The sequence below is a fragment of the Bifidobacterium sp. LH_558 genome (assembly GCF_056356295.1).
In genome coordinates this window covers 86,165-100,181 of sequence record NZ_JBKETZ010000008.1, presented here as the reverse complement: position 1 = coordinate 100,181, position 14,017 = coordinate 86,165, and the positions used below count along the sequence as shown (strand labels likewise).

The window sequence follows — 14,017 nt, the reverse complement described above, 5'->3', positions numbered from 1 at the left end:
ACAGCCGAAAGGACCTTGATTTATGGCCGGCTTATTCTCTTCCCTGTTTCACCGCGACGACGCGCCCGAAACCCCGGCGACTCCCGCCGGCGAGCCGGTCGTCGCTCCCACCGACGGCGCGCTCAAGCCCGTCACCGAAGTGCCTGACGAGACCTTCGCCGCCAAGATTCTCGGCGATGGTTTCGCCGTCGTGCCCACTTCGGGCACGGTGCTCGCGCCGGTCGCCGGCACGGTGACCACCGTGGCCGATGCCAAGCACGCTGTGGGCATCACCACCCCCAGCGGCGTCGAAGTGCTGGTGCATATCGGCGTCGACACCGTGCAGTTGGGCGGCGCGCCATTCGAGATGCTGGTCACCCAAGGTCAGACCGTCGCCGCGGGCGAGCCCGTCGAAAAAGTCGATCTCGAGGCGGTGAAGGCCGCCGGCAAACCCACCGACGTGATCGTGGTGTTCACCAATCCGGACGCCATCGCCGCCCTCGACCTCACCACTGCCGGCGATACCACCGCCGGCACCGCATTGGGCACGATGACCACCAAGTAGCGAGGTCTTCTTCCCATACGAAACGGGGTCCCTCTCCAATGAGAGAAACCCCGTTTTCTATGTTCCGCGCTTCTATTCGCTGACGTCCAGGGCGAGCAGGTCGTCGACGGTTTGGCGACGCATCATGACATGCGCGTCGGCGTGCGAAACCGCAACGACAGCGGGGATCAGCGCCTGGTTGTAGTTGCTGGCCATCGTGCGCCCGTACGCGCCGGTGACCGGCACGGCGAGGATGTCGCCGCGCGTCACGTCGGCGGGCAGCCGCACCTCATGCACGACGATGTCGCCGGATTCGCAGTGCATGCCGACCACGCGGGCCAGCATCGTCTCGCTCGCGCCGGCACGGTTCGCCAGCCGCGCGGTGTAGTCGGCACCGTACAGGGCCGGGCGGATGTTGTCGCTCATACCGCCGTCGACGGAGACGTACACGCGCTCGTCGATCGGTTCGCCGGCACGGTCCCGCGCGTCGGCCAGATGCACATGCTTGACGGTGCCGACGCGGTACAGCGTCACGCCCGCAGGCGCGACGACCCAACGGCCCGGTTCGAAGCTGACGGCCGGCATGGGCATGCCGAACGCGCGGTTCACGGCCAGCACGGCCTCGGCCAGACGCTTGAGCTCGGCCTCGACGTCCATACGGTCCTCGCCGTCCGTGTAGGCCACGGAGTAGCCGCCGCCGAGGTCCACCTCGGGCAGCGTGTAGGCGTCGGTCGCGTAGAAGGTTTTGCGCAGCAGCATCATGCGCTTGGCGGCCTGGATGAACGCGTCGGCCTCGTGGATATTCGAGCCGATATGCGAATGGATGCCCACCAGCTCCAGATCCTCCTGGCGCGTGAGGATGTCCTTGAGCACGGCGAGCGCCGGCCCGTCGGCCACGGTCTCCATGGCGGCGGCGAGAGCGCGGTCCGCCTCGGAAATCTCCTCATGGCTCAGGTCGTACGGGTATTTCACGTCGTATCGCAGGTCTCGCGCACCGGAATCCGACGCGGCGGAATCATCCACTCCCCCACCAATCGCACCGTTCGCACTCTGCACACTCTGCGCGATCCGCGCGTTGGTGACGGCGGGCGTGACGGAGTCCAGATCGTCGAGCACGTCGAGCACGCTCGCGTCGGCACCGGCGGCCAGCAGCGGCACGCCGAACTTCTGGTCCTCATGGGCGGTGGAGATGTATTCGTGTCCACCCGCGTGGATGCCGGCGGTGACGCGCAGCATCACACGCGCGCGCTTGCCGAGGCCGCGGGCGATGCGGGCGATGCGCTCGGGCTCGTTGGGCTCGTCGACCACGATTTTCGCGAATCCCTCGCTGATGGCGAGCGCGATCTCCTCGTCGGATTTGTTGTTGCCGTGCAGCACGAGGCGGCGGCCGGGCACGCCGGCGGCGAGGGCGATGCGCATCTCGCCCATGGTGCAGGTGTCGACGAGCATGCCCGCTTCGGTGACGATGCGCGCGATCTCCTTGGACAGGAACGCTTTGCCGGCGAAGCTCACATGCGTGGTCGAGGTGGTGAAGGCGTCGGCGGCGGCGCGCACGAAGCGGCGGGCGCGGGCGGCCACCTCATCGGTGTCGATGAGGTAGAGCGGCGAGCCGAATTCGCCGAGCAGGCTGGAGGCGGTGCGGCCATGGAAGGTCAGTTCGCCGTTCTCGTTCTCAGCCGCGGCTTCGGGCCAGATGGGGGTGATGGGCATGTCTTCGTTCCTTCTTGCGTTCTCTTGCGTTCTTCGGCGGGACGATTACGGCATCGCCGCGGACGGTTGGAACCGTTGGCCGCGGCGATGATTTGGAAAGGTTGTGGACGGGCTTAGGCCGCCGTCACATCTTCTCCGGCGCTTCGACGCCGAGCAGGTCGAGGCCCGCGGCGATGACGGTCTGGACCGCATCGTTGAGCTTCAGTCGGGCGGCGGCGCGGGCCGGCTCGGGGTTCTTGGCGATGCGCAATGCCTCGCGCGCGGCGTCGTCCAGGCGTTCCTCGGGTTCGGTCAGGGCCATCGGCACGACGCGCTCGACGTTGTACCACTTGTGGTAGGCGGCGGCCAGATCCTCGAGGTAGTGGGCCACGCGGTGCGGGGCGCGCTTGTCGCCGGCCTCGCGCAGCACGGCGGGCCATTGGGCGAGCGCGGCGAGCACTTCGCCGTCGGCTTCGGTATCGAGCAGGGACAGGTCGGCTGTCTCCGCGTTCACGTTCGCGGCGGCCGCGTTGCGGTCCACATTGCAGGAGCGGGCGTGCGCGTACTGCACGTAGTACACCGGGTTTTCGTTGGTGTGGCTGGCGAGCAGGTTCAGGTCGATGTCGACCGGCGAGTTGTAGTCGGTGCGGGCCAGCGAGTAGCGGGCGGCATCCACGCCGACGGCCTCGACGAGGTCGTCCAGGGTCACGACGTTGCCGGCGCGCTTCGACATGCGCACGGCCTTGCCGTCCTTCATCACGTTGACGAGCTGGCCGATGAGGATCTGCATGTTCTTGCCCGGCTCGTCGCCGAAGGCGGCGCACATGGCCATCATGCGGCCGATGTAGCCGTGGTGGTCGGCACCGAGCATGTAGATCGCCACGTCGGCCGGATCGTTCTCACGCTTGCGCTTGTTGCGGTAGTAGGCGATGTCGGCGGCGAAGTAGGCGTATTCGCCGTTGGACTTCAGGATCACGCGGTCCTTGTCGTCGCCATGCTTGGTGGATTCGAACCAGGTGGCGCCGTCCTTCTCGTAGATGTCGCCGCGCTCGCGCAGGTCGTCGATGGCACGCTCCACCTCGCCGGTCTCGTACAGGCTGTTCTCGTGGAACCACACGTCGAACCGCACACGGAAGTCCTTCATGGACTTGCGGATCTCGTCGAACATCATCGGCACGGCGCGCTTGCGGAACTCCTCACGCAGGGCGGAATCACCCTCGCCGACGGGCAGGCCGTCGTCGTCCAGGCCGCCGTCGCTGTGCTCGAGCGTGGTGAGATCCACGCCGTCGGCCTTGGCTTCGGCCTGCACGCGGGCGGCGATTTCGTTGATATAGGCGCCCTTGTATCCGTCGCCGGGGGTTTCGGTGTTGTAGCCGAGCTCGCTGAGGTTGTTGTCGTGCGCCCAGGCGGCGACCAGCGACTTGGCGAAGCGGTTGATCTGCTCGCCGTGGTCGTTGAAGTAGTATTCGCGCACGACCTTGGCGCCGTTGGCTTCGAGCACGCGGGCCATCGAGTCGCCGACGGCCGCCCAACGGGTGCCGCCGATATGGATCGGGCCGGTGGGGTTGGCGGAGACGAATTCGAGGTTGAGCGTCTCGCCGCCCAGATGGTCGTTTTTGCCGAAGGCCTGGCCGGCTTCGAGCACGGAATCCACCACGGCGGCGGCCGAGGCGGAGTCGAGGGTGATGTTGATGAAGCCGGGGCCGGCCACTTCGACGGACTTGATGCCGGGGTCGGCGGTCAGTTCAGCGGCGAAGAGCTCGGCCAGATCATGGGGCTTCATGCCGGCTTTCTTGGCCAGCTGCATGGCGATGTTGGAGGCCCAGTCGCCGTGCGCGCGATCCTTGGGGCGCATGACGGCGAGCTTGTCGACCGGGGGGATGAGGTCGTCGGTGAGCTGGCCGGCCTGTCCGGCGGCGACCAGTTTGTGGGCAATCGTGGAAATCAGTGCACTTAACGCTTCAGGACTCATTCTCCCCAGTCTACTGAGACAAGCGACACCGCCGCTCCACTGGACTTCAACATGGACAGATTGGCGGTTTCGCGAGACGCACGATATACATACCGACCGGCGGTATGTATACTGGATATCAACCGCCATCGCCATCAGCGGCGAACGCATTCACAGGAGACGAGGCACATGGCACGCAACGCGCATCCGGAAGTCACCCGCCGCCGCATTCTCGATGCCGCGCAGAAACTGTTCTTCACCAAGGGATACGAGCGCACCACCATGCGCGACATCATCGACGAGCTCGGCGACCTCTCCAAAGGCGCGATCTACCACCACTTCGCCTCCAAACAGGCGATTCTCGACGCTCTGTGCGACGAGGACAGCCAGCGCATGAAAGCCTCCCCCATCCGCAACGACGACTCGCTGGACGGACTGCACGCCATGCGGGCGTTGTTCGCCGGATCGGTGTCGGACGCGCCGCATATGCGGCTGATGGGCGAGGCCTACCCCACCATGGAGGACCCCACCACACTGGCCGCCAATCTCAAGGCATGGCGCACCTATGTGGCCGACAGGTTCCTCGAGCTGATCGACGCGGGCATCGACGACGGCTCGATCACCACCGACTACCCGCGCGAAGCCGCGCAGATTCTCGCACTGCTCACCAACTACTGGCTGGCGCCGACCTTCTACCCCGCCACCCAGCCCGAGCTGCGGCATCGCGTCGAAGCGCTTGCCCGAATCTGCGATTCGCTTGACGTTCCGGTATTCACCGACGAACTCATCGACCAACTCACCGAAGGCTACGCGGCATACCTCGGCCCAGGCGAAGCACCGGCCGACGAAGCGTAGGCCGAACTGACAGCGCAGTAAGAGTCCCCACCACAGCACGTCCCGACAACCGATAAACCAACATCAACACATTTATTCATACCGCCGGTCGGTATGTAAGGAGGATCCGATGCTTCGCAACCGCCCACGTACAGACACCACCGGTACCGATACCGCCCACCCACTGCGATCGCGCGACTTTGTTCTGCTGGTCGCAGGCCAAGGCATCTCGCTGTTCGGCAATATGATGCTGCGCTTCGCCATGTCGATGTGGGTGCTTGACGAAACCGGCTCCGCAACCATATTTGCCACCATCCTCGCCATGTCCATCGTGCCGACGATCCTGCTCTCCCCGTTCGGCGGCGTGCTCGCCGACCGCGTGAACCGCCGCACCATCATGGTGGCGCTCGACGCCGCATCCGGCGCGCTGGTGCTGGCGTGCGCCCTCGTGTTCGCGGGAATCGGATTCAACATCGCAGCCGTGGCCACCATGCAGGTGTTGCTCGCCGTGCTCGGCGCGTTCGAAACCCCCACCGTGCAAGCCGCGCTCCCCCAGCTGCTGCGCAATCACGGCTCCAACGTGCTGCGCCAAGGCATGGCCGTCGTCAACCAGGTGCAGCAGCTCAGCGCATTGCTGCCCAGCTTCCTCGGCGGCGTGCTGTACGCGTTCTTCGGCATCCACCTGATGATGGGCGTCACCGTCGCGAGCTTCGCGCTCGCCGCCGCGCTCGAATGCTTCATCCGCCTCGGCGACCCGCGCGGCGACGCCACCGCCGAGCCGGCCTGCGAGCAACCCTCACCGTTCGACGATCTCAAAGCCGGCATCCGCTTCCTCACACGCGAGCGCCCGAACATCTTCAAACTCATGCTGTTTGCCGCCATACTCAACTTCGTCGTCAACGGCTATTCGTCAGTCGGCTTCCCCTACATCATCCGCACCGCGCTTGGCTTCGACGCCACCGTCTACGGCTTCAGCGACGGGCTGCTCGGCGTGGCCGGCGTGGCGGGCGCGTTCATCGCCGGCATGGTCGCCAGCAGACTCAGCATCAAGCATATGGCGCCGTCACTGTACGCGCTGGCGTTCGCCCTTATCCCGCAGGGCATCGCGTTCTTGCTGCCGATCGGCAATTGGGCAAAACTCGTGGCTCTGATCGTGTTCAGTTGCGCCGTGGTGATCGCCTGCAGCTTCACCAATCTCATCGCCATGCCCGCCATCCAGCTGCGCACGCCGCAGGAGATGACCGGCAAGGTGATGTCGCTGGTCAGCGCGCTGTCCATGTGCGCGCAACCGCTCGGTCAACTGGTGTACGGCTGGTCCTACGACCACTTCCCCGTCGCGGCCGTGTTGCTTGCCTCCGGCTTGGCCATGATTCTGCTCACCATCGTCGGCACCCCGATCTTCCGCCATTTCGACGACTGAGTCAGTTGGACGACTGAGTCGGACAGCCGCCCAGCTTAGCCACACCACCTCGCGTAAAACCCTTCGCTGACGCACACTCAGCGAAGGGTTTTACGCGGCAAACAGCGGACCTCCGTAAAAAACGCCGCTGACTCGCGCTCAGCGGCGTTTTTATGGAGGTCAGGCGTTTCCCGCGTAATTTGCGTCACTGACTGAAACTCGTTGCCGCCGCGTCGATATAAGAAACCGCCGCCGACCATTCATGTGGTCAACGACGGTTTCTCGTTAGCGGCTTCAACGTCCAAAAATCAGTCGACGTCGGCACCGAGGGCGGCGAGCTTGCCGCGGAAGTCGGCGTAGCCACGGTCAATCAGCGAGATACCGCGCACATTCGACGGGCCGGAGGCCGTCAGCGCCGCGATCAGGTGGCTGAAGCCGCCGCGCAGATCCGGCACTTCGATATCGCGGCCGGTCAGCGGCGTGGGGCCGAAGATCACCGCGGAATGCTTGTAGTTGCGCTGCTGGAAGCGGCACGGCAGGGAGCCCAGGCATTCGCGATACAGCTGAATCGTCGCGCCCATCTGCACCAGCGGCTTGGTGAATCCGAAACGGTTCTCATACACGGTTTCGTGCACGATCGACAGGCCGTTCGCCTGGGTAAGCGCCACCACCAGCGGCTGCTGCCAGTCGGTCATGAAGCCGGGGTGCACATCGGTTTCGATGGCCACGGGCTTCAGATCGCCGCCCGGATGCCAGAAGCGGATGCCCTTGTCCGTAATGTCGAATTCGCCGCCGATTTTACGGAACACGTTCAGGAAGGTCATCATCTCGGGCTGCGTGGCGCCCTTGACGAAAATGTCGCCGTGCGTGGCCAGCGCCGCCGAAGCCCAGGACGCGGCCTCGATGCGGTCGGTGAGCGCGGTGTGCGTGTAGCCCTTGAGTTCCTTGACGCCTTCGATGCGGAAGGTGCGGTCCACATCCACGGAGATGATCGCGCCCATCTTCTGCAGCACAGCCACCAGATCCATGATCTCCGGCTCGGTCGCGGCACCGGACAGTTCGGTCTTTCCCTTGGCGAGCACCGCGGCGAGCAACGTCTGCTCGGTCGCGCCCACGGAGGGGTACGGCAGGTGGATCTTCGCGCCGGTCAAGCCGTTCGGCGCGGTGATGTGGATGCCGTCCTTATGTTCCTTATCCACATTCGCGCCCAGCTTGCGCAGCGTCTCCAGATGGAAGTCGATCGGTCGACCGCCGATGTTGCAGCCGCCCAGCGCCGGAATGAACGCCTCGCCCAAACGGTGCAGCAGCGGTCCGGAGAACAGGATCGGAATGCGCGAGGAGCCGGAAAGCGTGTCCACATCGGCCACGTCGGCCAGCTGCACGTTCGTCGCGTTGATGGTGACGATGCCCTTGTCGCCGTTCACATCCACATCCACGCCGTGCAGACGCAGCAGATCCGACACCACATGCACATCGCGGATCTCCGGCACATTCTTCAGCACCGACGTGCCCGGCGCCAGCAGCGCGGCAACCATCGCCTTGCTCACGAAATTCTTCGCGCCGCGCACTTTGATGGTGCCGTTCAGAGGCTTTCCGCCCACCACATGCAGCACGTCATTTTCGTTCTCGACCACAGCTACCTCTTTCGACTCTCGGGCTTTCGCGAAAACACTATTTCTCAGTCTGCCATATCGCTTGTGTTCGGCCCGTGAAATGCGCCATCGGATGAACCTTTTGGGGAACGGGTGTGAGCCGCGGCTAGCGGGCGGCTTTGATGCGGCGGGCGAGCGTCGCGTCCCACATGGCGCCGGTCGCGGACATGACCGCGTCCGCGCCGACCTTCCGATAGGCGCTGTAATCCTCGGGTTCGATGACGCCGCCCACGCCGATGATCGCGAAATCCAGCCCCAGCCGTTCGCGGATCGCGGCGAGACGGCCCACCATGTCGAGTCCCGCGCCGCGGATCGCGTTGCCGCACACGCCGGAACGCTCACGCCCCGCGCCGGGCAGCGCCTGGTTGCCCTCGGCGTCAACCAGTCGCGCGGAGATCGTGTTGATCGTCGAGAACGCCTGCACGCGGCCAAGCGCCGCGGTTTCGCGCACCATAGTTTCCAAGGCGTCGTCGTCGGGAATGTAGGCGAGTTTGATGATCAGAGGCCGCTCGCCGATTTCGTTCTTCACGGCTTCGGTGATGCGCCCGACCAGTTGAGGATCGTGGCATAGCAGCCGGTTGTGCCCTTCGTTCGGGCAGCTCGTGTTCATTTCCATCAGCTCCGCGCCGGTTTCGCACACCAATCGGGCGGTGGTGACGTGGTCGGCGATGTACGCGGCCTCATCCATCCCCTCGACGCGCGATCCCTGGAAGCTCGGCACGAGCAGCTGCCCCGCTCCGGCGGCGGCGATGGCCTCGCGCATATCAGGCTGCCACACGTCGGGATCGCGGCTGGGCACGCCGAAGGAGTTCGAGATGGAGATCGGCAGCTCGTAGTTGGTGTCGGCGAGCACGCCTTCATCCAATTCCGCCGACCCCGGCGTCAGAGAGCCGTCCGCGGAGCGCGGATGCACGGCCAGCACATTCGGAAAGGCGTTGCAGCCCCACGCGCGCGAACGCACGGTTTTGTAGACGGCCAAGTCGAATCCCATGCGGAACGCGGCCGTGGTGTATCGTTCGTTGAGCAGCGGACCGGCGGGGATGCCGAACGGCAGGTTCACGGGGAATCCGAGGAATGATTCGGCGGGAGTATCGGCTGCATCGCCCGTCTCGGCGAGCGCCCCGGCGAACGCTCCGAACGGGCCTTGCGCGTAATTGTCCTCATAGGTCAGATTCACATCGTAGAACGGTTCGAAATCACTCATCTTGGGGAGCCTTCGTTCGATCCGGGGCACGGCTGGCGCACGCTCGGAATGTCGGTTTGATGCTGATTCCTCCACGATAAGGCATCCGTTCAACATTGGCCGCCGCCGTATCGCATCGCAACCGCCGCACCGCCGTTACACTGGAGCGTATGAGTGAATCGAAGGGGACAATGCCGCTGCCGGTGCCGGTGGCGGCGGTGGATAACGACCGTATGGCTCTGCTCGCGATCAAGGGGATTCTGCCGCAATTGTTGCCGGGCGCGCAGTGGATGTGGGGCGCGAGCGGCGCGCAGGAGGCCATCGCCAAGGCGCTTAATCCCGACACCCGCCCCCGTCTACTTATGGTGGACATGTCGTTGGGCGAGTCGACCGGCGTGAGCGTGTGCCGCAAGATTCGCACCCGTACCGATCGCGTGCGCTTGTTGGCGATCACCGCTTTCGCGACGGGCACCTACGCCGAGCAGGCCGCCGAGGCCGGGGCGCAAGGCATCGTGTCCAAAGCGGATGTGCCGCAGCTCGCCCAAGCATTGCGCGCGATCGCCTCAGGCGGCGTGTTCAATCCGGATCCCACTTCATCGACCGTGTTCCTCACCGCCGAGCGCGCGCACGAACGGCTGACGCTCAGCTCCACAGCCGGGCGGCCCGATTCGTCGGATGCCGGATTGTTCGACGATGAGCAGACTTCCGCGCCCAAGTTGGGGGCGAAGGAGGCGGAGACGCTGCATCTGTTGTCGCGCGGTATGTCCTACGAGCAGATCGCCACGCAGTGGGGCGTCGCCACGTCGACCGTGCGCACGCACGCGCACCGCGCGGTGGATAAGTTGGGAGCGAACTCGCTCGCCCACGCGATTGCTATCTGGTTGGAATCCGGGCGTTGAGAATCCACACGCCATCCTGAACGCTGGCGGCGAGCATGCCGCCCAGCGATTCGACGGCCGTGCGGTGCAGCGACAGTCCGCGCCCGTGGCGTAGGCCGCGCAATACCGCGGGTTCGCGTGAGATTGGATTGGTCGCGGTGATGCGGATCACGTCGCCGTCGAGGTCGACGACCATGCTGTAGCCGGCCTCACCTTCGGACGGCGCGCAGTGGCGCACGGTATTCGCATAGGATTCCTCAAGCAGCGCCATCACCATCTCGCGCAACGAATCGTCCACCTTTGCGTCCGAATGCAAGTCACCTTCGATATGCGACGAGCCGACGAAACCCAGCATATGCAGCAGCCTGTCCTGCTCCTCCATGAGATTCTCGATGGCGACGTCCAACGCGGGCGTTTCGGCGGCGGGGTTCGGCGGATCCAGCTCGCGTTTGCCATTGAGGATGTCGACGACCTCGTGCACGCGGTTGAGCGCGTGATACGAGCGTTCGTAGATCGCGTCGAGAATCTGCGTGTCGTCCTCGACACCTTTGGCACGCCAGGTGAGCATCGCGATGGTGGACATGTCGTTGGCCACCGAATCGTGGATCATATGGGCGATCTCCTGTTCGCGGGTGATGCGTCCCAGCATCGCCTCCGCGCGGGCGAGCCGAGCGTTGGCCGCCGCGTCCGAACTAAACGAATAGCCCAGAATCACGGCGAATCCGCTGACGATCATGGAGATAATCGTTCCGCTGACCAGCAGCGCCAGCGGTCCGGGCTGATCTGCCGCGTTCGGCGGCGGCGCCGCGCCCATCTCGCGCCCCGCGTCGATCCACCCTTGCACAAAGCCGCGCACACCGGTCACCGCCGCGCCATGCGCGCCGAAATACACGGAACAGACGGTTTCCGCCAACGCATACACGACCACCACCGCGGCACTGACCCAGCCGGGAAGCGCATAGCCGATCGCAATGAACAGGCAGAACGAAACGATCACCACGCCGACGTCCATCGGCGATGTGGCGCTCATCCAAGTTCCGGCGAGGCACAGCGGCAGACCGGCCGGCCCCAGCACCTGCGGCATATACGGCAGCGCCACAAGCAGCGCGATGCCGGCTAGCATTCCCAACATGTCACCCGGGGTTTTCGGCGGCGCGAGCACCATCAGCGGCAACATCGCCACGATGCCGACCGCACACGCATTGGAGAGGAATCCCGTCTCGCGCCACCATTGTTTCAGCCGTCGCCAGCCATCCGCCACACGCACATCCATGTCTGGTCTCCCGTTCCTGCGGACCATCCGCCCGTTTCTCACCCCACCTTATCTGCTGGATCGGCCACAGCCCCGCGCTGTCCACGCACGTGTACAACCGGGCGGACGGACCGCCGGACGCACATACAGTGAAGCGTATGGAATACCAGCAGCAAGCCGATAACCGCATCGCCCAGGGAGGAGCCATGCACGACCCGCTATCCGAATCGCAGACGCATCCGCAGATTCAACCGCAGAAATGGCCGGATATGTCCGATTCGCCAGAAACGGATGGGACTGGCACGGAGGGTTCCGCGGGGGAACAGTCGCGTCAGTGGCGCACGCTGCCGCCCCGCGTGAAGCGGGTGTGGATGCTCAACCAGGCGATTGCGACGGTTGTGCTGCTGGCGTGCTGCGTCGTGGCCGTCGTGGTCTGCTTGGTCAACGATTGGTGGGGATTCTGGCCGGGGCTGATCATCGGCGGCATCGCCGCGCTGGATATCGCATCTCTGGCCGTGCAGCCGCTGCAGACGGCCTACCAGTATGCGTTCAACCGGTTCGCCATCGGCGAGCGCGAGCTGGTGCTCAAGAAGGGCTGGCTGATGCGTTCGACCACCACGGTGCCGTTCAACCGCGTGCAGCATGTGGATACCAAGCAGGGGCCGGTGCTGCGCGCCTTCGACCTGATGGCGGTCACCGTGCACACCGCGGTGGGCGAGCACACCATCGAGGCGTTGGATGTCGACGAGGCGCAGCGGGTGGTGGAGACCATCACCGCGCGCGTGCTCGCCGCGAAGGAGGATCTGTGATGAGCGGGCAGAGCGAACCCGTATGGCGGCGTCTGCATCCGACCGCGCTGGTTGTGGAATTGGTCGACTCCGTGACCACGATGGTGAGTCTGACGCTGTCGCTGCTTGTGACGATTCGGCTTATTCTGCAGGATTTCGGCCCGTGGGTGTGGGCGCTACTTGTGTTGGCCGCGGTGGTGATACTCATCCGCCCGGTGACCATCTGGCTGAACACACGCTATCGGCTGGATGCCGACGGTCTGTCGTTCCGGTCCGGACTGTTCTTCCGCAAACGCCGCGCGATCGGCTACGACCGAATCCATGCAATCACCGCGACGACTCCGTGGTATATGCGGCCGTTCAACGTGGTGCGCATCACCGTCGCGTCCGGAGGCATGGCTGACGTCGACATCACTCTGGACGCGGTTCCTGTGGAACTGCCATTCGAGCTGGAACGGTTGCGGAAGGCGGCAAACGGGGAGATTGCGACCAATACGGCCAATGCCGGAACGCAGGCCGCTGTGCAGATCGGCGCTCCGACCATCTACGGCGGCATGACTAGTGATGTGTCCGCTGGCGCGAACGGTGATGCACCCACCGGTTTGGCTGGCAGTATGTTCAACGGCGCTCCTGACAGGAACACCGGCAGCACATCGTCCGCCGCAAACGGTGCCGATCTCCATGCGGCTGATTCTCGTGCGACCAATCGGCCGGTGTTTCGCGCGTCGGTGCGCGACATCATCCTGTTCGCGACCACCGATATCGGCATTTTCGCCGCTGCATTGGTCATCTTGGGTTTTGTGCAGCAACTGGAGGATCTTGTGCCGTCGCAGTGGGTCGACGTGGCCACGGATTCCGTCGGAGGCTTCGTCGCGCACGGCGTGCTCGCCATCGTGGCGTTGGCGTTGACGGTGGTCGTGGTCTTGCTGGCGGTCAGCGTCGTCACCGCGATGCTGCGCTTCTACGGGTTTGAAGTATGGCGGCGCGGCAACGATCTGGTGGTGACGCGAGGCCTGTTCACCCGCCGGACCATGACCATCCCCGTCGACCGCATCCAGACCATCACCATCAAGCAATCACTGCCGCGCAAAGCGCTGCACCTCTGCTCGGCGGAGGTGGGGCTCAGCACCAACACCGCGACGTCCGGCGACGCCGAAGCCATGATGGGAACGAACGTGTTGCCCGTCATCAGTGATACGCGGGTATGGGACGCCCTGCGGGATATGCTGCCCGAATGGGATGTGCGAAAGCCGAACGTCATCCGCACCGGCCGGGGATTGGAGGGTTACTATCTGGCCACGCCGACTGTGGTCGGCACGCTGGTCACGATGGTGTTCCTCGCCGCCGCGCTGACTACGTTCCCGGACCGGCCCGCGTACGGCAATCCGTGGCGGTGGGCGACGGCCGCCGGTGTGATCGCGACCGTCTTGTGGATCGCCTGCCGTTGGCTCAAAGCACGAACGGAAGGTTATGAACTGCCGTCCGGCACTGATCGGCGCATTGCGGTCACCGGCGCGAGCGCGCTCAGCGAACGCACGATGTTCACCCGGAGGTCACGCGTGCAAAGCGTGAGCCGCACCACCACGCCGTGGCGCAGTAAGAAAAACGTCGAACGGGTGCTCATGCCACTGTTCGTGATGAACGGACAAAGCGAATTGCGATTCCACGCCATCCGCGGCGAGCACGCCGATGAGTTGGCCGAATGGGCGGCACCGGAATCCTAAACGGACAAAGAGTTCACCCTACGCGTCATCCTGAGCGAGCCCTCTTCGTCATCCTGAGCGAAGCGCAGCGGAATCGAAGGATCTCTGAACGACTCATACTACGGGATCTTTCGACTCCGCACTTCGTGCTCCGCTCAAGATGAC

General features: G+C 64.7%; 11 protein-coding genes. 6 read left to right on the top strand and 5 right to left on the bottom strand.

Going from position 1 to position 14,017, the window contains the following annotated elements:
* The first annotated feature begins 22 nt into the window (after nucleotides 1-22).
* Nucleotides 23-544: a PTS sugar transporter subunit IIA gene (locus AC1AV0_RS10240; protein ID WP_476573677.1), complete on the top strand. Its 522-nt coding sequence runs from the start codon at nucleotides 23-25 to the stop codon at nucleotides 542-544.
* Between the two features lie 72 nt (nucleotides 545-616).
* On the opposite strand, the gene AC1AV0_RS10235 is transcribed toward AC1AV0_RS10240, so the two are convergent.
* Both AC1AV0_RS10235 and argS read right to left on the bottom strand, forming a co-directional pair.
* Nucleotides 617-2,233 carry a diaminopimelate decarboxylase family protein gene (locus AC1AV0_RS10235; RefSeq protein WP_476573675.1) on the bottom strand — a complete coding sequence of 539 codons (1,617 nt, stop codon included), beginning with the start codon at nucleotides 2,231-2,233 and terminating at the stop codon, nucleotides 617-619.
* A 124-nt stretch (nucleotides 2,234-2,357) separates the two neighbouring features.
* Nucleotides 2,358-4,184, bottom strand: coding sequence for an arginine--tRNA ligase (gene argS / locus AC1AV0_RS10230; RefSeq protein ID WP_476573672.1), 1,827 nt, complete (start codon nucleotides 4,182-4,184; stop codon nucleotides 2,358-2,360).
* Nucleotides 4,185-4,352: 168 nt separating this feature from the next.
* On the opposite strand from argS, the gene AC1AV0_RS10225 reads away from it, so the two are divergent.
* Together AC1AV0_RS10225 and AC1AV0_RS10220 are read left to right on the top strand one after the other, a co-directional pair.
* On the top strand, nucleotides 4,353-5,018 hold the full coding sequence (locus AC1AV0_RS10225) for a TetR/AcrR family transcriptional regulator (protein ID WP_476573670.1): 666 nt from the start codon (nucleotides 4,353-4,355) through the stop codon (nucleotides 5,016-5,018).
* 109 nt (nucleotides 5,019-5,127) lie between these two features.
* The gene (locus AC1AV0_RS10220; RefSeq protein ID WP_476573668.1) at nucleotides 5,128-6,417 is read left to right on the top strand and encodes an MFS transporter; all 1,290 of its coding nucleotides are present in this window, start codon (nucleotides 5,128-5,130) and stop codon (nucleotides 6,415-6,417) included.
* A 287-nt stretch (nucleotides 6,418-6,704) separates the two neighbouring features.
* Here AC1AV0_RS10220 and murA read toward each other — a convergent pair whose 3' ends face one another.
* Both murA and AC1AV0_RS10210 read right to left on the bottom strand, forming a co-directional pair.
* Nucleotides 6,705-8,030, bottom strand: a complete 1,326-nt coding sequence (gene murA, locus AC1AV0_RS10215; protein ID WP_476573666.1) for a UDP-N-acetylglucosamine 1-carboxyvinyltransferase — start codon at nucleotides 8,028-8,030, stop codon at nucleotides 6,705-6,707.
* A gap of 124 nt (nucleotides 8,031-8,154) precedes the next feature.
* Nucleotides 8,155-9,252, bottom strand: coding sequence for a diguanylate cyclase (locus AC1AV0_RS10210; protein WP_476573665.1), 1,098 nt, complete (start codon nucleotides 9,250-9,252; stop codon nucleotides 8,155-8,157).
* Between the two features lie 149 nt (nucleotides 9,253-9,401).
* Between AC1AV0_RS10210 and AC1AV0_RS10205 the strand changes: the two genes are divergently transcribed.
* The gene (locus AC1AV0_RS10205; protein WP_476573663.1) at nucleotides 9,402-10,130 is read left to right on the top strand and encodes a response regulator; all 729 of its coding nucleotides are present in this window, start codon (nucleotides 9,402-9,404) and stop codon (nucleotides 10,128-10,130) included.
* Here AC1AV0_RS10205 and AC1AV0_RS10200 read toward each other — a convergent pair.
* On the bottom strand, nucleotides 10,105-11,382 hold the full coding sequence (locus tag AC1AV0_RS10200; RefSeq protein WP_476573661.1) for a sensor histidine kinase: 1,278 nt from the start codon (nucleotides 11,380-11,382) through the stop codon (nucleotides 10,105-10,107). The two genes, AC1AV0_RS10205 and AC1AV0_RS10200, sit on opposite strands and share 26 nt — an antisense overlap.
* 137 nt (nucleotides 11,383-11,519) lie before the next feature.
* On the opposite strand from AC1AV0_RS10200, the gene AC1AV0_RS10195 reads away from it, so the two are divergent.
* A complete protein-coding gene (locus AC1AV0_RS10195; RefSeq protein WP_476573659.1) occupies nucleotides 11,520-12,170 on the top strand; it encodes a PH domain-containing protein in 651 nt (216 codons plus the stop codon).
* Complete coding sequence (locus tag AC1AV0_RS10190; RefSeq protein WP_476573657.1) at nucleotides 12,170-13,873, top strand: PH domain-containing protein; 1,704 nt, start codon at nucleotides 12,170-12,172, stop codon at nucleotides 13,871-13,873. Before AC1AV0_RS10195 ends, AC1AV0_RS10190 begins: the two co-directional genes overlap by 1 nt.
* The last annotated feature ends 144 nt before the right edge of the window (nucleotides 13,874-14,017 follow it).

Bases quoted from the DNA above. Each gene is read 5' to 3' on its own strand.
- AC1AV0_RS10240 (WP_476573677.1), top strand. From the start codon at position 23: ATGGCCGGCTTATTCTCTTCCCTGTTTCACCGCGACGACGCGCCCGAA.
- AC1AV0_RS10235 (WP_476573675.1), bottom strand. From the start codon at position 2,233: ATGCCCATCACCCCCATCTGGCCCGAAGCCGCGGCTGAGAACGAGAAC.
- argS (WP_476573672.1), bottom strand. From the start codon at position 4,184: ATGAGTCCTGAAGCGTTAAGTGCACTGATTTCCACGATTGCCCACAAA.
- AC1AV0_RS10225 (WP_476573670.1), top strand. From the start codon at position 4,353: ATGGCACGCAACGCGCATCCGGAAGTCACCCGCCGCCGCATTCTCGAT.
- AC1AV0_RS10220 (WP_476573668.1), top strand. From the start codon at position 5,128: ATGCTTCGCAACCGCCCACGTACAGACACCACCGGTACCGATACCGCC.
- AC1AV0_RS10210 (WP_476573665.1), bottom strand. From the start codon at position 9,252: ATGAGTGATTTCGAACCGTTCTACGATGTGAATCTGACCTATGAGGAC.
- AC1AV0_RS10205 (WP_476573663.1), top strand. From the start codon at position 9,402: ATGAGTGAATCGAAGGGGACAATGCCGCTGCCGGTGCCGGTGGCGGCG.
- AC1AV0_RS10200 (WP_476573661.1), bottom strand. From the start codon at position 11,382: ATGGATGTGCGTGTGGCGGATGGCTGGCGACGGCTGAAACAATGGTGG.
- AC1AV0_RS10195 (WP_476573659.1), top strand. From the start codon at position 11,520: ATGGAATACCAGCAGCAAGCCGATAACCGCATCGCCCAGGGAGGAGCC.
- AC1AV0_RS10190 (WP_476573657.1), top strand. From the start codon at position 12,170: ATGAGCGGGCAGAGCGAACCCGTATGGCGGCGTCTGCATCCGACCGCG.